This window comes from Sphingobacterium sp. SGR-19 (assembly GCF_011043555.1).
Classification (GTDB): Bacteria; Bacteroidota; Bacteroidia; order Sphingobacteriales; family Sphingobacteriaceae; genus Sphingobacterium.
In genome coordinates, this window is record NZ_JAAKGS010000009.1 from 194,807 (window position 1) to 217,458 (window position 22,652).

The 22,652-nt window shown below is 41.4% G+C and carries 20 protein-coding genes; 14 read left to right on the forward strand and 6 right to left on the reverse strand.

The window, feature by feature from the left end; genetic code table 11:
• Positions 1-19: 19 nt before the first annotated feature.
• Positions 20-589: a Crp/Fnr family transcriptional regulator gene (locus G5B43_RS16145; RefSeq protein ID WP_165295831.1), complete on the reverse strand. Its 570-nt coding sequence runs from the start codon at positions 587-589 to the stop codon at positions 20-22.
• Positions 586-945 (reverse strand): DUF2200 domain-containing protein, encoded by a 360-nt coding sequence (locus G5B43_RS16150; RefSeq protein ID WP_165295832.1) that lies wholly within the window; start codon positions 943-945, stop codon positions 586-588. Before G5B43_RS16150 ends, G5B43_RS16145 begins: the two co-directional genes overlap by 4 nt.
• 161 nt (positions 946-1,106) lie before the next feature.
• On the opposite strand from G5B43_RS16150, the gene G5B43_RS16155 reads away from it, so the two are divergent.
• A complete protein-coding gene (locus G5B43_RS16155; RefSeq protein WP_165295833.1) occupies positions 1,107-1,889 on the forward strand; it encodes a hypothetical protein in 783 nt (260 codons plus the stop codon).
• A gap of 6 nt (positions 1,890-1,895) precedes the next feature.
• On the opposite strand, the gene G5B43_RS16160 is transcribed toward G5B43_RS16155, so the two are convergent.
• Positions 1,896-2,108 carry a hypothetical protein gene (locus G5B43_RS16160; protein ID WP_165295834.1) on the reverse strand — a complete coding sequence of 71 codons (213 nt, stop codon included), beginning with the start codon at positions 2,106-2,108 and terminating at the stop codon, positions 1,896-1,898.
• A 281-nt stretch (positions 2,109-2,389) separates the two neighbouring features.
• On the opposite strand from G5B43_RS16160, the gene G5B43_RS16165 reads away from it, so the two are divergent.
• Both G5B43_RS16165 and G5B43_RS16170 read left to right on the forward strand, forming a co-directional pair.
• Positions 2,390-2,836, forward strand: a complete 447-nt coding sequence (locus G5B43_RS16165; RefSeq protein ID WP_165295835.1) for a protein-disulfide reductase DsbD domain-containing protein — start codon at positions 2,390-2,392, stop codon at positions 2,834-2,836.
• Between the two features lie 25 nt (positions 2,837-2,861).
• On the forward strand, positions 2,862-5,810 hold the full coding sequence (locus G5B43_RS16170) for a M16 family metallopeptidase (RefSeq protein ID WP_165295836.1): 2,949 nt from the start codon (positions 2,862-2,864) through the stop codon (positions 5,808-5,810).
• A gap of 70 nt (positions 5,811-5,880) precedes the next feature.
• Here the strand turns inward: G5B43_RS16170 and G5B43_RS16175 are convergent, their stop codons facing one another.
• The gene (locus tag G5B43_RS16175; protein ID WP_165295837.1) at positions 5,881-6,339 is read right to left on the reverse strand and encodes an Lrp/AsnC family transcriptional regulator; all 459 of its coding nucleotides are present in this window, start codon (positions 6,337-6,339) and stop codon (positions 5,881-5,883) included.
• 151 nt (positions 6,340-6,490) lie between these two features.
• On the opposite strand from G5B43_RS16175, the gene G5B43_RS16180 reads away from it, so the two are divergent.
• From G5B43_RS16180 to G5B43_RS16230, 11 genes are all read left to right on the forward strand, one after another.
• Complete coding sequence (locus G5B43_RS16180) at positions 6,491-7,576, forward strand: PLP-dependent cysteine synthase family protein (RefSeq protein ID WP_165295838.1); 1,086 nt, start codon at positions 6,491-6,493, stop codon at positions 7,574-7,576.
• Positions 7,577-7,596: 20 nt separating this feature from the next.
• The gene (locus G5B43_RS16185) at positions 7,597-9,318 is read left to right on the forward strand and encodes a protein-disulfide reductase DsbD family protein (RefSeq protein WP_165295839.1); all 1,722 of its coding nucleotides are present in this window, start codon (positions 7,597-7,599) and stop codon (positions 9,316-9,318) included.
• A 153-nt stretch (positions 9,319-9,471) separates the two neighbouring features.
• The gene (locus G5B43_RS16190; protein WP_165295840.1) at positions 9,472-10,053 is read left to right on the forward strand and encodes an RNA polymerase sigma factor; all 582 of its coding nucleotides are present in this window, start codon (positions 9,472-9,474) and stop codon (positions 10,051-10,053) included.
• A 77-nt stretch (positions 10,054-10,130) separates the two neighbouring features.
• Positions 10,131-11,258 carry a FecR family protein gene (locus G5B43_RS16195; RefSeq protein WP_165295841.1) on the forward strand — a complete coding sequence of 376 codons (1,128 nt, stop codon included), beginning with the start codon at positions 10,131-10,133 and terminating at the stop codon, positions 11,256-11,258.
• 20 nt (positions 11,259-11,278) lie between these two features.
• Positions 11,279-14,800, forward strand: coding sequence for a SusC/RagA family TonB-linked outer membrane protein (locus tag G5B43_RS16200; protein ID WP_165295842.1), 3,522 nt, complete (start codon positions 11,279-11,281; stop codon positions 14,798-14,800).
• Positions 14,801-14,811: 11 nt separating this feature from the next.
• Entirely contained in the window at positions 14,812-16,224 is a 1,413-nt protein-coding gene (locus tag G5B43_RS16205; RefSeq protein WP_165295843.1) for a RagB/SusD family nutrient uptake outer membrane protein, read from the forward strand.
• A gap of 13 nt (positions 16,225-16,237) precedes the next feature.
• Positions 16,238-17,707 carry a TlpA disulfide reductase family protein gene (locus G5B43_RS16210; protein ID WP_165295844.1) on the forward strand — a complete coding sequence of 490 codons (1,470 nt, stop codon included), beginning with the start codon at positions 16,238-16,240 and terminating at the stop codon, positions 17,705-17,707.
• Positions 17,708-17,853: 146 nt separating this feature from the next.
• Entirely contained in the window at positions 17,854-18,195 is a 342-nt protein-coding gene (locus tag G5B43_RS16215) for a hypothetical protein (protein WP_165295845.1), read from the forward strand.
• A gap of 61 nt (positions 18,196-18,256) precedes the next feature.
• Positions 18,257-19,135 carry a helix-turn-helix domain-containing protein gene (locus tag G5B43_RS16220; RefSeq protein WP_165295846.1) on the forward strand — a complete coding sequence of 293 codons (879 nt, stop codon included), beginning with the start codon at positions 18,257-18,259 and terminating at the stop codon, positions 19,133-19,135.
• A 69-nt stretch (positions 19,136-19,204) separates the two neighbouring features.
• A complete protein-coding gene (locus G5B43_RS16225) occupies positions 19,205-19,585 on the forward strand; it encodes a DUF5367 family protein (RefSeq protein ID WP_165295847.1) in 381 nt (126 codons plus the stop codon).
• A 1-nt stretch (position 19,586) separates the two neighbouring features.
• Positions 19,587-20,234: a DNA alkylation repair protein gene (locus G5B43_RS16230; RefSeq protein WP_165295848.1), complete on the forward strand. Its 648-nt coding sequence runs from the start codon at positions 19,587-19,589 to the stop codon at positions 20,232-20,234.
• 69 nt (positions 20,235-20,303) lie between these two features.
• Here G5B43_RS16230 and G5B43_RS16235 read toward each other — a convergent pair whose 3' ends face one another.
• Positions 20,304-20,861 (reverse strand): hypothetical protein, encoded by a 558-nt coding sequence (locus G5B43_RS16235; RefSeq protein ID WP_165295849.1) that lies wholly within the window; start codon positions 20,859-20,861, stop codon positions 20,304-20,306.
• Positions 20,862-21,129: 268 nt separating this feature from the next.
• On the reverse strand, positions 21,130-22,599 hold the full coding sequence (locus G5B43_RS16240) for a tetratricopeptide repeat protein (RefSeq protein WP_165295850.1): 1,470 nt from the start codon (positions 22,597-22,599) through the stop codon (positions 21,130-21,132).
• Between the last annotated feature and the right edge of the window lie 53 nt (positions 22,600-22,652).

Genomic DNA, 22,652 nt, shown 5'->3' on the forward strand with positions numbered 1-22,652 from the left:
ATTTACATATGTAAAGATTTTACTTCTTTGCCCTGATTCGGCTTAATTGTGTTGGTGAGACACCCAAATAGGAAGCAATATGGTATTGGCTAATTTGGTGTTCTAAATTAGGGTGTTCTTTTTTAAAAATATCGTAGCGTTCTTTCGCTCCGAGCGTTACAAGTTCAATTTCCCTTTTTTCTTTTATGGCGAATTTGTATTCTGCTAAAATCCTCGCCAGGCTTTCAATTTTTGGAAAGCTCTTGTAAAGCGAAGTAACTTTGCCGAAGTCTGCCACTAATACTGAACAGTCTGTTAAACATTGAATATTTATTAGATTCTTCTCTTTTGTCGTAATAGAAGAATAGGCCGCTACAAAATTAGGAGGTGCAAAGAAGGTTTTATTGTATTCATTCCCAGAGTTATTTCGGAAAAATGCCCGCATTACACCTTTCGAAAGAAATGCCAATTTTGATGAATATTCGCCTTCCCTTGCAAAGTAATCATGTTTTTTAAGTTGAATGGCAGAAAATAGTGAGATAAACATCTCCGTTTCACTTTCCGTGAAGTGAATTAATTTTCTCAAATATGCCTCCAGTTCAATTATCATCTTAGGATCTTTTCCATCTTCCGGCCTTTCGCCAATTCGTCTACCAACTTATCCAGATATCTAGTCTGTCTTGTTAACGGGTTTTCAATTTCTTCTATCCGGTAACCACAGATTACGCCCGTTATGAGCGACGCATTGGGGTTCAGGTTGGCTCTCTCAAAAAATGTCTCAAAAGTTACTTTCTCATCAATGAGTTCTTCCAGTTTTTTATCGTCGAAGCCAGTCAGCCACTCTATGACCTGATGCAGCTCTTCGATTGTCCTGTCTTTCTTTTCCACCTTGGTTACATAATGCGGATAAACAGAAGCAAAGGTCATTTTTGCTATCCGTCTATCATGTTCAGGAGTCGTTTTCATGTTGTGTAATTTAGTTCTTCCTACTATGTACTACAATGTTTAAATATACGCAAAACCTGTTTATCTAAAAATGTCAATATGATTAATAAAAATTTAAAAAGAGTATTCCGCTTTTATCGAGAATAGTAACTTTGAAAGCTAATGAGATATTTAAAAAATAAATGGCCTCGAATTTAACTGACTTAAACATAGGTATTGTGGGTTGTGGATGGCTCGGTGTCAGAATAGCTAAAAAATGGCAAATCAGGAATCGTGTCTATACAACAACAACGTCAACGGACAAAATAAAAGTACTGGCATCACAAAACTTAGAACCAACACTTGTGGATTTCAATACAGATCGGTCATCTGATGAGATTTCGCTTTGGGATGCCGTTCTATCGTTAGATGTTTTGATTATTACATTTCCAATTTCTACACGCAAAGACCACGATATATATAATATTCAAAAACGGATTGATAATTTCTCTACGTTCATAGGTAGTTTTGGCAGACAAATGTTTTTTATAAATTCAACCAGTGTTTATCCCAACAAACAAAAAGAATTTACCGAAGAAGATGTGCCTGTTGAAAAGGTGTTCGCTGAGCATCTATTACGAACATTATACCCTCAAGTTAATATTTTGAGGTTGGGCGGACTCATGGGAGATGATAGGCAACTGAGCAAATACAATATTCCGAATCTCGACGCTCCTGTTAACCACGTCCATTTCAAAGACGTCACTGCGGTAATCGAGAAAATGATTGAAAATAAATCTTGTGCAAAATTATACAATGTCGTAGCCCCTGAGCATCCTACAAAACGAGAGGTCATCGCTATACAGAAAAATCAACATGACGTCGAGAGCGAAAAGGAAATAGGTAGATTGATTTCTTCAAATAGACTGATAAACGAACTAGAATATGATTTTATATATTCAGATCCTAAATACTTCCATCATTAAAAATCATCAATTTTCAGCTCCCTTGTCTGTATTCCGATTTACATTCTTGGTATCGACGTAATCTGCCGTTTCACCGTCCTCATTTAGATATTTTTTTTCTACTTTTTCTGTATCTTCAACTTTAGTGGTGTCCACTTCAATCGGTCCAGCGGTATCCCGTGATGTGCCTGAAGGTTTTCCTTTAGGTGTCTTGCTTTGTTTCTCGCTATGCTGTGTCATATCCTTTTTTTTGTTTATATAAAGTGAACAACGATCGGATGAAGAAGTTCACGATTCTTAGTAGAAAGTTACAAGGCGATTGGATATGACATTCTGTGAATTTAGACGTAAATAAGTTCTTTTGACAAGAAAAATATGGAACTTATGTGTTGAAACCGAAAATTTTACTGAAAATATAATATACTATTGATAATAATTTAGAAAATGAAGAGGTTTGATGAAATCAGTATGCTCCTGCCGTGATATTTGGCGTGCAAAATATATTATCAAATACAAATCATATGAAAAAATTGACAATAGTGATTATCGCCCTATTAGCAATAAATGCTGTAAAGGCGCAGATCTTCGATCCTGTTAAGTGGACATTTGCGGCTAAGAAGACTGGTAAAGATGAAGCAGTACTCTTTCTAAAGGCCACGATAGATAATGGTTGGAACATCTATTCGCAGCATATCGGTGAGGGCGGTCCCGTTCCGACTTCGTTCAGCTTCACACCGTCAAACGATTATCAGCTCGTTGGAAAGGTACTGGAACCAACACCGAACAAAAAGTTTGAAAAGACCTTTAACATGCAGGTTTTGTATTTCAGTAAGGAGGTGGTTTTTCAGCAAAAGATAAAACTGAAGAAAGGCCAGACGATTATCAAAGGGGCAGTCGAATTTATGGTCTGTAACGATCAGCAATGCCTTCCTCCCGATGAAAGGGCTTTTGCTATTACTGTAAAATAAGTTTCATTTTAGAAAAAGAACAACCATGAATATCAAACATAGTTTTTTCCGTATCTGTATCCTTTTCATTGGTCTGGGTTTTGTCCTACATGCTGTTGCACAGGAAAAGTATAGTTGGAAAGAAGCAGAAGCCGGGGGATACACATATCGTTACGTCAGTAATGATCCGATGAATACCCGTTTCTACACATTGAAAAATGGATTTACCGTTATCCTGACAGAAAATACAGCCGAACCTCGTATAATGGCTCAGATTGCCGTACGTGCCGGTAGCAACAATGATCCGGCTACCCATACAGGGTTGGCACATTATCTGGAGCATCTTTTATTCAAAGGCACCGACAAAATCGGAACATCCGACTGGGTATCAGAAAAAACGCTATTAGATCAGATCGAAGAACTGTATGAAACATATACAAGGGAAACCGATGCAGCTAAACGTCGATCAATTTATAAAGAGATTGATAGCCTATCGGTGGAGGCATCCCGTTACTCGATTGCAAATGAGTATGATAAGCTGATGTCGACAATTGGTTCACAGGGTACCAACGCGCACACTTGGTTTAACGAAACTGTCTACAAGGAAGATATTCCTTCGAGCTCGATCGATAAATTTTTGATGATTCAGGCCGAGCGTTTTAGATACCCTGTTTTCAGGCTTTTCCATACCGAACTCGAGACCGTCTATGAGGAAAAAAATATGAGCATAGACAATGATGGGAGACGTGCCTTTGAAGCACTATTGGCTAAACTTTTTCCAAAAACGAACTATGGGCAGCAGACTACCTTGGGAACCGTAGAGCATCTTAAAAATCCATCCTTGAAAGTAATACGTTCATTTTATGATACCTATTATGTAGCCAATAATATGGCTATTGTACTGGCGGGAGATTTCGATTCGGACGACATGATAAAAAAGGTAGATCACTATTTCGGTACTTACCCATCGGGTGAGGCTGTGCAGGATAGTGATGTTTCGGAAGATCCCATTAAACAATCGGCCGTCCTTGATGTTTTCGGACCAAGTGCACAGTATATGATCATGGGATATCGCGTCGGTAACAGCACTAGTCGGGAAGCATTGCTAGCCGATGTAGCATCTTCGTTGCTATCTAATGGCAAGGCCGGTCTGATCGATCTAAATTTATCCCAAAAGCAACTTGTATTAGGGGCAGGTGCGAATGTGAATCAACAAAAAGACTATGGATTCTTTACGCTCTATGGTTATCCGAAGCAAGGTCAAACATTAGAAGAAGTGCGCTCGCTGTTGCTGGAACAGATAGCGCTTTTGAAGAGCGGGGAATTCGATGGATCATTAATAGATGCCATACGGGCGAACAGTACGCTATCCTTTTTGCAGGGGTTGGACAACAACACAGCGCGTACGCAACACCTAGTCACCGATTTTATCCGTACTAAAAGTGCAGGCTGGGACCGAGAGGTAGGTTATCTTGATGCATTAGCTAAGATCACCAAAAAAGATATTGTGGATTTCGCCAAGACCTTTTTTAACGATAACTATGTCATTGTCAATAAAAAACAAGGGGAGGCTGGCGATATCATTAAAGTAGAAAAACCACCGATTACCCCCGTCCATACCAATGCAGACAAGCAGTCTGCCTATTTAAACGAAATAGCTGCAATGCCATCATTACCTGTTCAGCCCGAATGGTTAGACTACAAACGCGATATCCAATCGGCCAAAGCGGGGCAAGCAGATGTTCTCTATGTTCAGAATAAGGATAATCAGCTTTTCCGGCAAACATTTCTTTTTGACATGGGAAGCTGGAACGATAACTTGCTGCCCTTAGCAGGTAATTATCTTTCCTATCTCGGTACCGACAAGATGACGGCGGCTCAGGTGCAGGAGGCCTTCTACAAATTAGCCAGTAACTACAGTATAAATATTGGTAGCGAGGAAACACGTATTACGCTGACCGGTCTACAGGAAAATTATGGCGAGACGATGCTATTGTTTACCGATTTTCTAATGAACTGTAAAGTCGACACTGCCGCTTTGGTTAACCTCAAAAAAGACGTGTTGCAACAACGGCAAAACAATAAGACGAACAAACGCTATATTATGCAGGGTTTGATGAGTTATGCGGCATATGGTGCTAAAAATCCTTTCAACGACCAACTCTCTACAGAGGAATTAACAGCTGTAACGGGGGACGAACTGGTAGCGCTGCTGCATAATCTGTTGGATTACGAGCATAAAGTTATTGCCTATAGCCCGCTGAATTTGGAACAATATAAAGCTGAACTTAGCCAGTACCATAAGTCACCCGAATCTTATAACAGCATACCTACCAAACGCCAATATACACGTTTGGATCAGACGGAAAATACCGTGCTCTTTGCCAATTATGATATGGTACAGGCAGATATCAGTTGGTATAGAAAAGGAAGTGACTATCAGCCTGGTAAAGAGGCGGGCGTTGCCCTGTTTAATAAGTACTTTGGAGGCGGAATGGGATCCATCGTTTTTCAAAATCTACGCGAAGCGAAAGGTCTGGCATATACGACCTATGCGACGTATTCATCTCCCGCAAAGAAAGAAGATCCTTTTGCAGTTTCGGCGTTCATCGGTACGCAATCTGACAAAATCAGTGAAGCTGTAGAAGGGATGAATGCGCTGCTGGATGCCCTACCACGCTCAGAGAAAGCATTTAATACAGCTAAGAGAAGCTTCCTTAGCGATATCGAAACACAACGGATAAAAAAGGATGCTGTCATCTTTAGTTACCTGCAAAATCTTAAAAAAGGTATCGACTATGACCGACGTAAAGATTGGTATAGCCAAGTGAAAACGATGGAGTTCGCCGATATTGAAAAAGTTCACCAGACGGAGTTGGCCAATAAACCTTATACATATTGTATTGTTGCCTCCGAGAAAAACATTACGGATGAACAGCTTGGTCATATCGGAAAACTTACGAAGTTAAGCCTCGAGGAAATATTTGGCTATTAAGATTATCCATCCTTAGCCTGCAGAAGAATGCGTCCTCCGTAGAGAAGGGCGCCTTTTTTTGTTTTTTAGGCTATATCGGGTAAGCTGTTTCGCTTTTCGTTTCCGACAGTACAAAATAAGTCTGTACCGTATTGACATGCGGTAATACCGCCAGTTTATACCGTAAGAATTGATGGTAAGCTTCCATATCCCTTGTTGCGATGCGTAGCATAAAATCATACGAACCGGCCATCTGGTAACACTCCATCACTTCCGGAAATTTTGCGACCTCCTTTTCAAATTCGTTTAGCACTTCGGCGGTATGTGCTTTCAAGAATACCTGGGAAAAAGAGATAAGATCGATTCCCACTTTTACACGGTCCAGTATAGCTACGGTACGCTTAATATATCCATTTGCCTTTAATTTCTTCACCCGTTCGTGAACCGCGGCGATCGATTTGTTTAGATGATAGGATAGCTCTTTGTTACTGAGCGAAGCGTCTTTTTGCAGAAGACGCAACAGCTTTATATCCACATTGTCAAGTTCCATGGTATGTTTTTCTTGATTTGATCTTTCAAAGATATGAAAAGTTGAAATAATTATTGTTAAATCTTTAATTTCGATAATATTTTCGTATATGATACTAAACTATTGAATATTATTTTGTTTAATGCAAATTTTGTGAGATAATTATTTAAATATGATGGAAGAGGTAATCAGTGAATGTCTGTCTCCAAAACTGGATAGTAAATTTAAACACTTATGGTGCCTAATAGGTAATACACCGATGCTGGCGTTACAATATGTTTACCAGGGTAGACCTGGAACGATTTATGTGAAGTGCGAGAATTACAACTTAACAGGTAGTATCAAGGATAGAATGGCGTTATACATTTTGTATAAAGCCTATATGAACTGCGCGATACGTCCCGATGATGTGATTGTAGAAGCTACGAGTGGAAACACCGGGATAGCGTTCTCCGCTATTGGCAAGGCGCTGGGACATCAGGTCAAGATTATTATGCCCAATTGGCTTAGTAAAGAGCGTATGGATATTATCAAGAGTATGGGGGCGGATATACAGTTGGTCAGTAAAGAGGAGGGGGGATTTCTCGGTAGTATCCGTTTGAGTGAGGAGTTGGCTGCAAAAGGCGGTGTCTTTCTTCCGCGTCAGTTTGAGAATCAGTATAATGCCGAAGCGCACGAGTTAACTACCGGGCGGGAAATTGCATTACAACTGGAATCGATCGGGAAAATAGCAGACGCATTTGTGGCAGGCGTGGGCACAGGAGGTACGGTAATGGGCGTTGGAAATTATCTCCGCCAAATAAATCCTTCCGTGAAGGTGCATCCATTGGAGCCTGCCGAAAGCCCTACCTTAACGACAGGATATAAAGTAGGATCACACCGCATACAAGGAATTTCAGATGAATTTATTCCCGCGATTGTTAAACTTGATCAATTGGACCCAGTCATTCAGGCTTCAGACGGTGATTCTATATTAATGGCACAAAAACTGGCAAAACAGCTGGGGCTCGCGGTAGGTATATCGTCCGGAGCAAATGTGATAGGAGCAATTAAGCTGAAAGAACAACTTGGGCCTGATGCAACAATTGTAACGCTCCTATGTGACGACAATAAAAAATACCTGAGTACAGATTTGGTTAAAGAAGAACCTGTTAGGGATGGATTTATAACAACCGACGTGGAGTTTGATGGTTTTCACCCTATCAGTCGTCTTTCGCAGCCACTTATATCACTTCCAACATCTGCTTCACTTGCATAACTTTTTTAAAAACAACATGTATGAATAGCATACGTAACTTTCTTATAAGTTTAGCCTTGATAATCCCTCTTATCGTGTGGGGACAAGAGGCAGACACGCTTATTTCATTAGATGGTATCGAATTTAACGAAAGCCCGGTAGAAGATGGTTCGGCTTCTACTGGAGAAGATACCCTGTTGGAGGTACCGGACGACCTCGTCTTTGAAGATGGAGCGACAAGTGAAGACCGGGAAGAGGAGCAGGCAGTAGATGCGCCTGTACAGCCGGTGGATGCCAGCGAAACGGAACAGCAGTCCCTCTGGGGGATTTTCATTGCCGGGTTGCTGGGCGGTTTCGCAGCTTTCATCATGCCCTGCATATTCCCCATGGTACCGCTTACCGTCAGCTTCTTCACCAAGAAAGGCGGCTCCCGTGCCAGGGGTATATCACAGGCACTTTTATACGGGCTTTTTATCATCGTCATATATGTGGCACTGGGTATGCTCATCACCATCGCCTTCGGTTCCGACGCCCTGAATGCCCTGTCTACGAACGGCATATTTAACTTTCTGTTCTTTTTGATACTGGTCATCTTCGCGGCATCCTTCTTCGGTGCTTTCGAACTCACCCTGCCGAGTTCCTTTGTCAATAAGATAGATGCGCAATCGGACCGAGGTGGATTATTGGGCTTGTTCTTCATGGCATTCAGTCTGGCGCTGGTATCCTTTTCCTGCACCGGGCCGATCATCGGCACGTTGCTGGTAGAAGCTGCCTCCAAGGGTGAGCGTCTGGGGCCTGCTATCGGCATGCTCGGGTTCTCCATTGCCCTGGCCATACCTTTTGTGCTTTTTGCCTTCTTCCCCTCGATGCTTAAGTCCCTGCCCAAGTCGGGCGGATGGCTCAACAGCGTTAAAGTGGTGCTAGGTTTCCTTGAACTGGCACTGGCATTGAAGTTCCTGTCCAACGTAGATCTCGCCTACCATTGGAACTGGCTGGACAGGGAAGTTTTCCTGGCCCTTTGGATAGCGATCTTTGGGCTGCTGGGGCTGTACCTGATCGGCAAGATACGTTTTGCTCACGACAGTCCGTTACCGCACCTGTCCGTTCCGCGCACCATGCTGGCGGTCATCGTATTTGCCTTTGTGGTGTACATGGTGCCGGGCATGTGGGGAGCACCGCTGAAGTCGATATCGGCATTCCTGCCACCGTCGGCAACACAGGACTTCGATCTGTCCACCGTGAGTTTCGGCCCTGCTGCCACCGGAACATCCAGCACGGGAAAGCAGAAGAAATACTATGAGATCTTCCACGAGCGGGGCACACCCAAAGGGTTTGACCCGTACTACGACTACGGAGAGGGGCTTGCCGCAGCGAAAGAGCTGGGCAAACCGGTGCTCATCGACTTTACGGGCTGGAACTGTGTGAACTGCCGCAAGATGGAGGCCAACGTATGGACCGATCCGAAAGTGGCGACGCTGCTCCGGGAGGAGTTCGTGATGGTGGAATTGTTCGTGGATGACCGGACGGAACTGGCCGCCGAGGAACAGTACGTATCGGAATACTCGGGAAAGAAGATCAACACCATCGGCAAGAAGAACAGCGATTTTCAGGCTTCTGCATTCAACAGCAATTCGCAACCGCTATACGTCATCGTGGATACAGGCGGGAATGTGCTGGTACCGCCTAGCGGCGCTGACTATGACGTGAACAGCTATGCAGCCTATCTACAAAGCGGCATTGATGCGTCTAAAGGTAAATTATAATTACTGGTTATAAAGTGCCCGCTCATGGGTATAGAACAGGTAAATTAACGACATGATTTTATAGTTTTGTTTAGTTAATGAAGAGGGTAGTCGAGAGATTGCTCTTTTTTGCATTTGATGGAAGAATCTGGTAAATTTACATTTCAGATAGAAATGAACAATCGATATACATATGTGGAAGATGCAGAGCTAACTCTGCAAATAAACTCCGGAGATCATCGTGCTTTCGAAGAGCTATTCCATCGATATAAGGAACGGCTTTACCGCCATGCGTATCGTATGATTCCCGATAATGAAATCTGTAATGATATCATACAGGACGTATTTATCGCTATCTGGACAAAACACAAAACTTTTGTTGTTAAAACGTCTGTTACCGCTTATCTGACACAGGCTGTAAAGTACCGGATCTTAGATCATATAAGCCATCAAAAAGTGGTCGAACGCTACTTGGAAGAAATCCATGATTTCGATAAAAATGGACGGTGTTATACGGAAGAATCCGTATTGGTGCGCGAGTTGATCGCCCTAATTGAAAATGAAAAATCTGAATTACCTCCACGTACCAAAGAGATCTTTGAAATGAATCGCGAGCAGCATCTTAGTTACAAAGAAATTGGCCAGATGCTACACATTTCTGAGAAAACAGCAAAGAAGCAAGTGCATAACGCTCTCCGATATTTACGTACTAAATTAACCACCCTACTTTGTTCTTTTTTTATTTTACTTTTTTAGTACTCCCTTTTCCTTAGTTAGTCGTCTACTATAATAAACAAAACAGCTGAAATGCTGGGCTAGACCTAATTTTAAAAATGGATAAAAAAGATATCTTAAATCTATTCGCGCGATATCATGCGGGAGAAACATTGAGCAAAGAAGAGAAGCTTTGGTTAGATAGTTTTTATCTGTATAAGGCAAAAAAAACAGAACACAAAATAAGTGCGTCTGATCTTCAGAAAAATCTCACTGAAGTTGAATCTTTAATTCGAGAAAAAACATCTAAACCAAAATTGATTTGGTTCAAAAAAACACAATACAGTATAGCTGCAGCGGTTATGATATGTGTTTTGTCTGCATCGCTGTATCTCTATCGCGTACATAATCTGGCAAACAACGACGTTGAACAGCGCATACTATTTAAAAATATTACAGCGGGAAAAGATAAAGCCGTTTTGGAATTAGCAAATGGAAAACAGTTTATATTGGATGGCAGTGCAAGCCTATCGATTAACAAGGGCAATATCTTTGTCGGCAACCGCCTAGTAAATTTACAGGATCAAGGAATAACATCAACAGCATGGAATACCCTTCGTATCCCCAAGGGAGGACAATTTAAAGTCGTGTTAGACGATGGTTCTACTGTGTGGCTTAATGCAGGGTCTCAACTCCGCTATCCTACCCAATTTGAGGGAAACTATCGAGAAGTCGAGTTGATAGGAGAAGCGTATTTCGAAGTAAGTCATAATCCCAGAAAGCCATTCCTCGTCAATACAGACGATCAGCAGATCGAAGTGTTGGGAACAGGCTTTAATATTAGTGCATATCCTAATAATGTAACGAAAACAACCTTGGTACATGGTAAGGTAAAAGTGGATCAAAAAAATGCTGGTGGGGAACATTCGGTAATACTGAAGCCAGGAGAGCAGGTCATTTCCGCTCAAAGCGGTTTACAACAGGAAGTTGCGGATGTCGACCAAATTATTGCTTGGAAGAATGGATTTTTCAATTTCAAGAAAAGTAACCTGCAGGCAGTTACTACCGAACTTGAACGTTGGTATAATGTCAAGTTTATTTTTAAAAATAGATCGGTACCCACAAAGCAGATTACCGGAGAAATTCCCAGGAACGTTAACTTGTACGATATAGTGGAGATACTCTCTTACTTCGAGATCGATTGTAAGATCGAAGGAAGAACCATACTCTTGGATGTAAAAAAATAACACAACCATAATAATCAACCATGAACTATAAAAAAAGAAGAACCATTAATCTAAAATGGCTGGCATCTTTATTGCTGTCAATCATTTTGTTCTCCTCACATTCTATTGGACAAATCAGCGTAAAGGCAAGACAAGTTGATGCAAGGAAGGTCATGAATAGCATCGAACAACAAAGCAATTATCGGTTTGTATACGATGAGAACAGCATTCAATTTCCGGTCGTCAATGTGGAACTCACTAATGCTTCTATTGAACAGGCACTTGCTAAAATATTTGCTAACACCGATATCGAATATAAAATTGTTAAGAAGAATATCTTATTAAAAAATACAGTTCAACCTACCAGCCGTGTAAAGAGCCCAAATAATCGTGGAGATATGTCACAACGTTATACATTTACGGGGAATGTTGAAAATGAAGAAGGAATCGCGCTAGGCGGTGCTAGCGTCCGCTTGAAGAATACTAATATAGCTACCTCCACGGACGAAAACGGCTACTTTGTTCTCGAAAGCGAAACACAAAAGGGGATCATACAAATATCTTTCATCGGATATGAAATAATAGAAGTTCCGGCAAAAATACAAATGGGAACCGTTGTATTGCCCATATTGGCTTCTGAGATTAGTGAAGTGACCGTGAATGTAAATACAGGATATCAGACTATCCCTAAAGAAAGAGCAACAGGTGCATTCGGTTCTTTACCGAAGGAAAGCTTAGAACAACAAAGGCTAAACGATTTAAATACACTACTTGAAGGACGTATTGCCGGTTACCATGACGGTCGAATCCGCGGAACGACGTCGATGAATGGTGTTACAAGTCCCCTTTTTGTTGTGGACGGATTCCCGATCGAAACCAGTGCTATACAGTTTAACGGGAATATCGAGGAAGCGCTACCGAATCTAAACCTAGAAGATATCGAATCCATCACGGTATTGCGTGATGCGGCTGCGGCCTCCATTTATGGAGCGAGGGCAGCCAATGGGGTAGTAGTTATTGTCACAAAAAAAGGAAAGGCACAGGGTACGGAAGTAAATGCCTCAGCGGTTGTCACACATACGCCCTATTATTATAATACCAGTCGGATTACTTCCGCCGCAGATATTATCGGCATAGAGCGTGAATGGGCTATGCGTAACCCACAATTAGACACGTTGTCAGCAGCAGGTGCTAATTCGTGGCTTAATCAAATGATATATCCTACACGTGGTATACAAACAATTCTCCAGCGATATGCAGGCAAGATATCCGAGTCGGAAATGAACAGTCTTCTGGATGAGATGGCAAGCAGTGGCTACCGATACTTTGATGATGTAGAGCGATATGGAAAACGCAATCCATTCGCACAGCAGTACAATGTCAATATCGCCAACGGCAGTGAGAAAAACAGGTTTTATGCCTCCGCGACGTACAAGAAAAATCTATTGGAAGATATTTATAGTAAGAACGGCAATCTTGGTATCAATTTGCGCAACACGACGCAGATCACCAAATGGCTCTCTGTGGAATTGAGCTCATTCTTAACATACGGTAGTGCGAATCAACAAACCTATGATCTGCTTGATCCCAAGTTTACCTATATGCCCTATGATGGACTTAAAAACGTGGACGGTAGCAATTATATTTCTACAGAGGAATTGCGGCTAAGCCAGGATATGCGGGACAAGATTCGTACGAATAATCTTTACAACATGGATATTGACCCCTTAAACGAGATGGCGAACAATATCCAACAAGAGAAGCGCTTTGGGAACAGGAGTTACATCAAACTGAATGTAGATTTTGCCGACTGGATTTCGTATACGGGCTCATTTCAATATGAGTTTAACCGGAACAAAGGTGAAACCTTGTATGATAAGAACTCCTTTTACGTACGTAACCGGGTGAATAGTTTCGCACGTGGACCTAGAGGACAGGTGGAATATCCGATTCCCTACGGACATATATTTGCCACAAACGAGCAAAATAACAACAGCTATATCTTTCGACAGCAAGTCAATGTAAATAAATCCTTTGGTGAAGATCACAGCCTGCATGCGATTGCCGGAACTGAAATCCGGGAGAGTCACTTTACCCGTACCAATCAGACATTGCATCATTATGATCCGGTAGCGCTTACCTATGAAATGCTATCCCCAGGTATTAGTTCTGGTGGAGGCATATTGGGCACTTACGCTCAATTCGATCAACGCTCTGATGTATACGGCATATTTGACCAAGTTCGACGCTATGTATCTCTGTATGCCAATGCAGGATACGCTTATCGGGACACCTATTTATTGAGTGGAAGCATACGTTATGATCGGTCGAATTTATGGGGAACGAGTTCGAAATATCAAAATAAACCGATTTGGTCGTTAGGCGCTGGTTGGAATGTGGATCGAGAGGATTTCTTTGATGTTGACTGGATCGATCAGTTGAAAATTAGGACGTCGTACGGTATTGGTGGAAACATCGCGCAGGATGTCAGTCCGTATCTTACCACCTATTATAACCTCAATCCAAATGTCGGTGGGATGTCCGGCAGCGTCAGCAGTCGTCCCAACCCTTTATTGTCGTGGGAAAAAACAACCACCATCAATATCGGTACCGATTTCCGTATTTTGAATAATCGCATCACGGGTAGTATCGACTACTATCAGAAAAAAGGGGAAGACCTTTTGGCCAGCGCCCAAGGTATACCCACAGAAGGCTTTGGGTATAGTACATACGATCTAAACAACGGGGGCATGACCAATCACGGTATAGAAACCACGTTGGGAGCAACGGTCTTCAGAAAGGATAAATTCAGTTGGAATACGAACCTCCTGCATGCATACAATAAGAACAAAGTGACATATGTCGATGTAGAGGCACCGGTCTATTTTCTACAGATTGACTATCCGAATGCTTTTCCAAGAATCGGCAATCCTTATCAGGCAATATACGGCTATGCTTGGGCAGGTTTAAATGCCGATGGTATGCCGCAGGTATACAATGAGAGCGGAGAAAAGCTTACTTCGACACCTTCTACTTTGGAATCCGTGGTTTATGCAGGATCAACTGTACCTACCCACACCTTTTCCTGGACGAACAGCTTAACGTATAAAAATTTTGATTTTTCCGTTATGATGACCTATCAAACCGGACATAAAATACGTAACGCTGATCTGCCTTATCTCGGAGGAACTTCCCGGTTTGCGAATATCCGTATGATCAATAAAGATATTGCCCATCGCTGGATGGAGCCGGGAGACGAAGCAAATACAGATATCCCGCGTTTAGTCTTTCCCGAAGAAGAAGGTCTCTATAATGCGCAAAGTGAAAATATATACAGAAATGCCGATGTTAATGTGCTTGATGCGCGTAATCTGAATATACGGAATGTCAGTCTGGCGTACCGTATTCCGAGCGGTTATCTGGAAAAATTTCATATTCCGGGTGCCCGTATCCAGATAAATGCGGAGCATGTCGCACTAGTTGCAAAAAGTAAAAATGCGAAGAATATGCTAGGGGGCTACCGCCGGCCAAATTACGTTTTCGGACTTTACCTTACTTTATAACTGTTTACACCATGAAAAATCGTTTTATAAACTATATTTTTTTAGGCTTGGTCGCGACAGGCGTGGCCTCTTGCAATGATTATCTAAATATTTTGCCTACGGGTCAAAAAATACCTTTAACCTATGCAGACTTTGAACCGCTCTTACGTGATGAACCGGGTGTACACCACACGCGTACGACGCAGGCAACGATTTTGCTCAATGATCGTTTCGTCAATGCCTCCTCACTCAGCTACTATCGTTTGTGGGATGCGAACTATTTTTGGAGGGAAGATGTTGATCGGAAAGAACTGAACAATACTGATGAAGATACCTATTATCAAAGTTACGCCAGCATATCTACCTGTAATCTTATTATCGAAAACGGAGCGGAGATGACGGAGTGTACGGAACAACAACGAACAGAGCTGATAGCGACAGCAAGAGTTATCCGAGCGCTCAATTATTTTATCCTCGCCAATTATTATGCCGCAGCCTATGATGCAAATACAGCAAATGATAAAAAAGCGGTGCCCTTGATTTTAAGTGCGGATGTCGGTGCGCCTCATACACAAGTTGATATAGCGCAGTTATATAGCTTTATGATCGATGAACTCGAAACGGCTTTGGTTGATCTGCCGGTTACCGGCTTAACGGTATTACATCCTGGACAAGGTGCTGCGCAGGCTTTATTGGCGCGTATTTACTTACAAATGGGCAATTATCCGTTGGCATTGCAACATGCAGATAAGGCCTTGCAGATAAACGACAAGCTCTTTGATTGGTTGGCTTACTATGAATTGAATAAGACGCGGATAGATGACCCTGCAGACTATACACTCAAAGAAACGCCTATGAATCACGGTTATATAGAGAACTATTATTTCCGTCACGGTAACGATGCTTCCACCTATAGAACGGCTGAGTATAACTTACGTTTAGACCGTATAGACCGTTTTGAAGACGGTGATGTTAAGTTTATTGCCCGTTGGAAATTACGTACGGTAGGTCCAGATACATACTACGCCAGTATGATGACGGGCTATCATAATCTACAAGGGCTTACCACGGTAGAAGTATACCTGATTAAAGCAGAAGCATTAGCTCGTACGGGAGAAGTTGACGACGCCATGGACGTGTTAAACTCCGTCCGCAAAACACGGATATTGGCAGATAAATATGAAGACCTACAAACAAGTAATCCTGTACAGGCTATTAAATGGATACAGCGTACCAAACAGAATGAACTGATATTTTCGATCGTTCCGTTTGCGGATGCGCGCAGGCTCAATCAAGAGGAAATATATCGGTCAACCATGACCAAGACAGAAGGAGGTACAACATACAGCCTTACCCCAGATTCGCATCTATGGACCATGCCTATTCCACTTGGTGCGATCAAAAATCCAGGTAACGGTACTATTGAGCAAAATGTAGAAAAATAAAAAATATATAAATATGAGAAAGATATTAATCGTTGCGTTCGCACTTAGTGCAAGTCTAAGCTATGGACAACAAAAGGAAAGTAATAAATTCGAAAAATATAAACCTATTCTAGAAAATGGTTCCAAGGCGCAGAAAGACTCATTGGCAGACAAGCTACGGAAGGAAATAAAGGGTTTCAAAAGTGAATCCGAGTACCGTGAAGCTCTCAATCTTTTCCGTGTTCTAGGGCACGAAGAAGAAATCGAACCTTTGGAAAATCTAGCATTAAAAAAATATCCCAAAGGAAGCCTCAGCCGAGATTTTTACCTTCGTGAGGTATATGGAAAAGCGGAGAACACGGCAGACAAAGAAAAGGCTTACAAAAAGCTTGTTAAAAAGTGGCCCGTTGAAAAATTCCCTGGAGAGGAACTGAACTACGATTACGCGCTGGGCTCGCTTGCACAAAGTTTTGCGAAAGAAGGAAATGCGGAGAAGGCAAAGTATTATTTAGGCCAGATGAAAGAACGATTTTGGCGTGGAAACGGATATCTTCCTGTGGGAAAGACACTTTTAGCACAAGGGGATACGACAAATGCGGCGCCTATTTTGAAAGTAGTTCTAGACGACTCGTATCACTATATTTCCCTTCCCGAAGACCAAAAAGATAATAAAGCCAGATTCGCATCCATGGGCTATGCAAATTCCGTGTCGGCATATGTCGATATTTTGGTGAACCGCGGACAGTATGCTGAAGCTCTAGAGCAGATTGAAAATGCATTGGATGTCGCACCTGAGCAGGCAGATGCGTTATCAACCGTATATTACAAATCATTGTTGGGTACCGGAAGAAAATTGGAAGCTTATAATATCTTAACCAAATTATATGCAAAAGGTCAGTTTGGTGTAGAAGATGATCTGAAAGAATTATATGCTGATCTGAATGGTTCCCTAAACGGTTACGAACGGTTTAACGAATCGTTAAAAGAAGACCTTGTTTCGTCTATACGTAACCATATCAAAGAAATGGAGACTTTCAAGCCTGCACCTGCTTTTGAGCTGCTCAATATGAGCGGTGAAAAAGTGTCTTTGGCGAGTTTGAAAGGTAAAGTATTGGTGCTAGACTTTTGGGCAACCTGGTGTCAACCCTGTATCCGTTCTTTCCCAGGAATGCAGGCTGCACAAGCTATGTATAAAGACGACGAGGAAGTGCAGTTTCTGTTTATTAACACCTGGGAACGAGACAAGGATTACAAGGCAAACGTAAAGGCGTTTATCGAAAAGAACAGCTACCCGTTTGAAGTATTGTACGATGACCAAAAAGATGCTGAGACAGGGGAAGTTTTGGCAGCCAAATACGGTGTACGAGGAATTCCAGCCAAGTTTATTATTGATAAGGAAGGCAATATTCGTTATTTCTTAACAGGATCATCGCCCAATGTGGATTATATTAAGATGGAAATGAAAGAACTGATAGAAGCCGCAAAGAAACCCCATAAAAAGTGAAAACAAAGAGAACGTTAAGACACGCATTATAGTTAACGACTGCGGCATGATGCCGCAGTCGTTATTTTTTCACAAGATTACGTAAGCTATAGGGCATACTTTTTTATGTACCTTTGTATAAACGTACTGGCTGAAATTTAGATGTGATGACTAACAAAGCTACAAACAACAAAAATTCCTATCTTCCCGTAGCATGGGAATACCGTGAAATTATCGAAGAGCAGATCGATAAAAAAAATAGTGGAAAAGTGTTCTATTTTGACGAAAACAACAAACTGGAAGAAGCAAGAGGAAGAATCGTTGAAATAAAGGAAAAAAAAAGTGAAGGAGTATTCATCTTAATGGACAATGGACTTCGAGTAAGAATAGATCGTATCATAACACTTTTCGGAAAAGTCGGTGCGGCCTACAATGAATACGACGCATATGCTAACGCCTGTATGGATTGTTCGGGAGGCTACACTAAAGAAGAACTTGACAACATGTAAGCACACCCGCTTCACAAAACTCCGTAAGCCAGAGGAGGCTTAATTTAACAAGGATCTTCAAATGACAACAGATATTGTAGAAGTTAACAACTTCATAGTTTTAATTGAGCAATCCAACGCTGATCAGCCGATTGTACAAACTTGTGCCATTGATGGAGATGCAGTAGGCTTTGCTTTTTATGGTTCTGGTGAAGTAAAATTGGAAATTAAACATCAAAACCAAACAAAAATAGTTACGAACACAAAAGGTATTGCTATTTCTTTTTTCGGCAACAGTAAGGTAGAGTTTTCTCATAAAATTGGACCTAACAGACCACTACAATCTGTCAGTATTTTTTCAAAACTAAATAACCTACATATTTTACCACAAGAAGAGCAAGAGATTTTTAGCGATTTTTTGCCCGAATTATTGAACCCTATCGCAGACTTTGTCGAAGGCCCAAGATTTTACATGACGCCCTATATGCAAAATGCCGTTCATAAAATTATGACCACTACCTACAAAGGAAACACCAGACAAATGTTTTTAAAGAGTCAGGTAAATGAATTGCTTTCTCATTTTTTTGCATTTCTTGCCTCTGATAAGAAAGAAAGTATTTCTAATGAAGATAAAGGAAAGCTTTTCAAAGCTAAAGAGATTATGGAAAGTAATATTTCCAGTCCTCCTTCATTGAGCGAACTATCCAAACTTATTGGACTTAATAACAGTAAACTCAAGAAGAATTTCAAAGAACTTTTTGGTATCCCTGTTTTTAAATTTCTACAAGAAGAACGCCTCAACCGAGCCTATGAAATGTTAAGTAACACCGGTGAAAACGTACAAGAGGTGGCTTGGCATGTTGGATACGATAGCCTAAGTTCATTCTCCAATGCATTCCGGCAGAAATTTGGTGTCCGGCCAAATGAAATCAAACAACAGTTCTTTTTGAACAAATCATAATTCTTCTAAGACAAATAGAAATGAGTAAGTCCTTGTATATTAGTGCTATCATCAATCAATGACTGAAAAATGAAACATTTTAGAGCAATTTCAATAGGTGCCATGGTTTGGGCATTTATATTCTTAACATTTGCAGTTTTAGAATTTGTCCCTGCAATTAAAGATTCTTTAAACCTGCAGATGTTAGTTGTTGGTATATTAATTGTGCCATATGCAATATTTGGAGCATCCATTTTTTACAGGAACGGTAATGAAGAAAACGGAATGAAAGTAGGTGTCATTATGGCCCTAACCGCTTTAATTCTAGACGCCTTGGTTACCGTACCACTTATAGAAATACCCAGAGGCGGTAGTTACCAGAGTTTCTATTCATTCCCTCTACTGTGGTTGCTTGCTTTTATAAACATTGGAACAATATATGTCTATTGGAGACTAAAAAACAACGATTGATATGAAACACTCTTCCAAAGCAGGAAACATCCTGGCTCAGATTAATACGGAAACTAAGCTGGGAGACCTACGAAAAATTGCGAGTGAGATCAAAAAAGATCACGAACTGGCTTTAGAACTTTGGTCAACAGGTCAATTTTTACCTCGACAGCTTGCCATTTTAATCATGGACAAAAGGCAACTTTCCCAAGAACTCATCTACAGTTTAGACAACGACATTAGGCAGCATAATGGCGATGAAAAACTCCAATTAATTGACTGGTTAATGGCCAACCAACTTTCCAAAGACAAAAGGACGATCTCATTAATGGAAACTTGGGAAAACAGCCAGTCAGCCCTACAAAGACGAGTTTTTTGGTACTATCAAGCGCGTTTACGTTGGGTTGGGCAAACACCCTCGCCAAACACGGAAGAATTGCTTTCCAAAATCGAAACAAACATTGAAAAAGAAGTGCCGGAAGTCCAATGGGCAATGAATTTCACCGCGGCCCAGATCGGAATTTTTGAAGAAAAATATCGTTCAAGATGCATTGCACTCGGAGAACGTACCGGGTTGTATAAAGACGAAATAGTTGCTAAAAATTGTACACCTAGTTATTTGCCTAAGTTAATAGCCATTCAAGTGGACAAATATCGGTCGGCCCGATGAAACAAATATTTACATCAAAGCCCCCGCGACATCAGTATACTAATTATTCACCACAGATATGCGCCAATTCTAATCATCCCAGTAGTCTTCGTCGTAATCATCGTAGAAATCTTCGGGATGTCTTTCGATAGGGATGTCCCTGACCACCCTGATATTTGCCCTACCCAAATCCACATTGATCAGAAAGGATGGAATGCCTGACGAGAACGTCCAGTTCCTACCGTCAAGATACACATAACCTCCCCTGTAAGGGTCGTAAAAAGTCCTGTAATCTCGAAAATACACATGGTGACGGGCATCGTACCTGTGCGATCTTGCCCATCTCGGGAGGCTATGCTTGCGCCTTTCTTTTCTGTATTCCCGGTCTCTTTTGGCAGCTTCCCGATAATACTCGGCTTCCTTTTTGTCCCGTTCCCGGTGGTATTCTCCCGCCTTTTTATATCTTTCCCGGGCATACTCCTCGCGTTTCTTATCCCGTTCGCGGTAATACTCGTTCCGTTTCTTCTCAGCCTCCCTTCGCTTTTCCCAATATTTCTTATTCCCTTCACCACGCTGTGCGAGAACGGGCTGTACGTAGCAAACCGACACAGCGAACAGCACCATAGCTATTATAATTTTTTTTGTCATCTGTTGTCCTTTCTGGTAGACCAAACTAAAATCATACCATATTTCTTTTTCAAAGTATGACTTTTGTTATGGGTAAAGGTTTATCTAGAGGTCAACCAAAGTACTAATCGTCAAGGCTCATGTTGATGCAAATCTTACCGTTCTCATCGTATACGCTGTTATCAGTGCGATAGTACGAGAATCACTTTACAACAATACAGCTATCCTTAGGTAGCTTTATTTCAAAAAAGAAACCGGAATTTGCCCCCGTAACTATGGGTTTAATAGCTTATTTTGCTGTATCCACCAACCCACGCATCCAGTTATTGAAATCTGCGTCCGATGGGATCTCAAATTTTTTCCGTATCCTGTTCTTTCTGACCTGTACAGCCCTGACTGTAACAAAAGTATACTCCGCAATATTTTTTGTCGAAAAGTTGAGAAAGGCCATGGCACAAAACTCAAGCTCGGTACTTCTAATATTTGGATCACGTGATTTCAACGCTTGTATAAACTGCGGATACAATTCTTTAAATAAGGTCAGAAACTCCGGATTATTGCTTTTAGCCAGCTCAATCAAATTATTAAACTTGTTTTCTCCAATCTGCTCTGTCAGCTCCCTGTTGATGGTTTCTGTTTCCTGTAGAGTCTCATCTTTTTGATCCAGAATCCTACGGTGGCGTCTAGAGCGCCATACAAAAAATGTGATCACCACAAAAAGCAAAGCCAGGGCAATTATTGAAATCCTAATTGATTTTGAAACCTTCGTAGCAGATTCCTGATCTTTTGATTTCAAAATCTGGTTAAGCACCATATCGACGACCTGCCTATTTTCCTTTTCCAAAGAATCGTTGAGCCGGCTAAATGCCAGCTCGTACTCGTCAGCTTTGGACTTATCTAACTTGTTATCGACATAATAATCTGCCAAATACCTATAGGTGTTCTTAATTGCGTTTCTATTACCGACTTCCCTCATATTCGCTAAGCTCTCTTGATAAAAAGCCAGTGCTTTTTCGCGATTTCCTTTCCTGTCCTGCAAATTGCCCAGATAGGTTAATGTATTATAAAATTCAGGAATTTTATATTTCTCCACAAGGGCAAGGGATTTATCGAGGTAGTCTTCTGCTTTCACAAAATTGCCCTTCCTAACATATAGCTGCCCTAGGTCATTGTAAGCCCCTAGATACATCGCAGCGGCACTCTCTTCATCAAAATCCCGCAAAACCGTCAATTGAAGCTCTATATATTTCTGCATGGAATCAAGTTGCTCCGTTTGATCAAAAACAGTAGTTAAATTTCCGTAGGTATACACATAGGATATTTTCTGCGCATCCCCTTCCAAACCCTTTATACAGGTTAGCTGCAAACGAAACTCCCGAATGGCTTGCTGATATAACCTAAGTTTTGTGTAGGCCCTTCCTCGCACCCGATGGACTTCGGACTGCATAAGGATCTTTTCCTTATAATATTTCGTGTGCTCAACACGTTCGAGATGTTTAAGGCCCTCTTTGAAGACCCCAACATTTACAAGCGCATTAGCTCCCGAAAAATGAGCTCTTGCTTTTCCTTCATCATAGTTATGCACATTGGATAGAGTCAGGGCGTTCAAAGCAGTTTCCAGCTGCAGCAAAAATTCACCTTTAGTCTCGAATTCTTTTGCTTTACTCAAGATGGAGTCAACCTCTTGCTTCCGTCCATCGCCAGCGATTGCCTTGAGCGTAAATACTAATAGAATTAAAAATAAAACCCGTTTTTTCATGTATAGGTCATCAATTATTTATTAGGGTAGCTGTTTATCACAGCTATTTCAGG

Bases quoted from the DNA above. Each gene is read 5' to 3' on its own strand.
- G5B43_RS16145 (WP_165295831.1), bottom strand. From the start codon at position 589: ATGATAATTGAACTGGAGGCATATTTGAGAAAATTAATTCACTTCACG.
- G5B43_RS16150 (WP_165295832.1), bottom strand. From the start codon at position 945: ATGAAAACGACTCCTGAACATGATAGACGGATAGCAAAAATGACCTTT.
- G5B43_RS16155 (WP_165295833.1), top strand. From the start codon at position 1,107: ATGGCCTCGAATTTAACTGACTTAAACATAGGTATTGTGGGTTGTGGA.
- G5B43_RS16160 (WP_165295834.1), bottom strand. From the start codon at position 2,108: ATGACACAGCATAGCGAGAAACAAAGCAAGACACCTAAAGGAAAACCT.
- G5B43_RS16165 (WP_165295835.1), top strand. From the start codon at position 2,390: ATGAAAAAATTGACAATAGTGATTATCGCCCTATTAGCAATAAATGCT.
- G5B43_RS16170 (WP_165295836.1), top strand. From the start codon at position 2,862: ATGAATATCAAACATAGTTTTTTCCGTATCTGTATCCTTTTCATTGGT.
- G5B43_RS16175 (WP_165295837.1), bottom strand. From the start codon at position 6,339: ATGGAACTTGACAATGTGGATATAAAGCTGTTGCGTCTTCTGCAAAAA.
- G5B43_RS16180 (WP_165295838.1), top strand. From the start codon at position 6,491: ATGATGGAAGAGGTAATCAGTGAATGTCTGTCTCCAAAACTGGATAGT.
- G5B43_RS16185 (WP_165295839.1), top strand. From the start codon at position 7,597: ATGAATAGCATACGTAACTTTCTTATAAGTTTAGCCTTGATAATCCCT.
- G5B43_RS16190 (WP_165295840.1), top strand. From the start codon at position 9,472: ATGAACAATCGATATACATATGTGGAAGATGCAGAGCTAACTCTGCAA.
- G5B43_RS16195 (WP_165295841.1), top strand. From the start codon at position 10,131: ATGGATAAAAAAGATATCTTAAATCTATTCGCGCGATATCATGCGGGA.
- G5B43_RS16200 (WP_165295842.1), top strand. From the start codon at position 11,279: ATGAACTATAAAAAAAGAAGAACCATTAATCTAAAATGGCTGGCATCT.
- G5B43_RS16205 (WP_165295843.1), top strand. From the start codon at position 14,812: ATGAAAAATCGTTTTATAAACTATATTTTTTTAGGCTTGGTCGCGACA.
- G5B43_RS16210 (WP_165295844.1), top strand. From the start codon at position 16,238: ATGAGAAAGATATTAATCGTTGCGTTCGCACTTAGTGCAAGTCTAAGC.
- G5B43_RS16215 (WP_165295845.1), top strand. From the start codon at position 17,854: ATGACTAACAAAGCTACAAACAACAAAAATTCCTATCTTCCCGTAGCA.
- G5B43_RS16220 (WP_165295846.1), top strand. From the start codon at position 18,257: ATGACAACAGATATTGTAGAAGTTAACAACTTCATAGTTTTAATTGAG.
- G5B43_RS16225 (WP_165295847.1), top strand. From the start codon at position 19,205: ATGAAACATTTTAGAGCAATTTCAATAGGTGCCATGGTTTGGGCATTT.
- G5B43_RS16230 (WP_165295848.1), top strand. From the start codon at position 19,587: ATGAAACACTCTTCCAAAGCAGGAAACATCCTGGCTCAGATTAATACG.
- G5B43_RS16235 (WP_165295849.1), bottom strand. From the start codon at position 20,861: ATGACAAAAAAAATTATAATAGCTATGGTGCTGTTCGCTGTGTCGGTT.
- G5B43_RS16240 (WP_165295850.1), bottom strand. From the start codon at position 22,599: ATGAAAAAACGGGTTTTATTTTTAATTCTATTAGTATTTACGCTCAAG.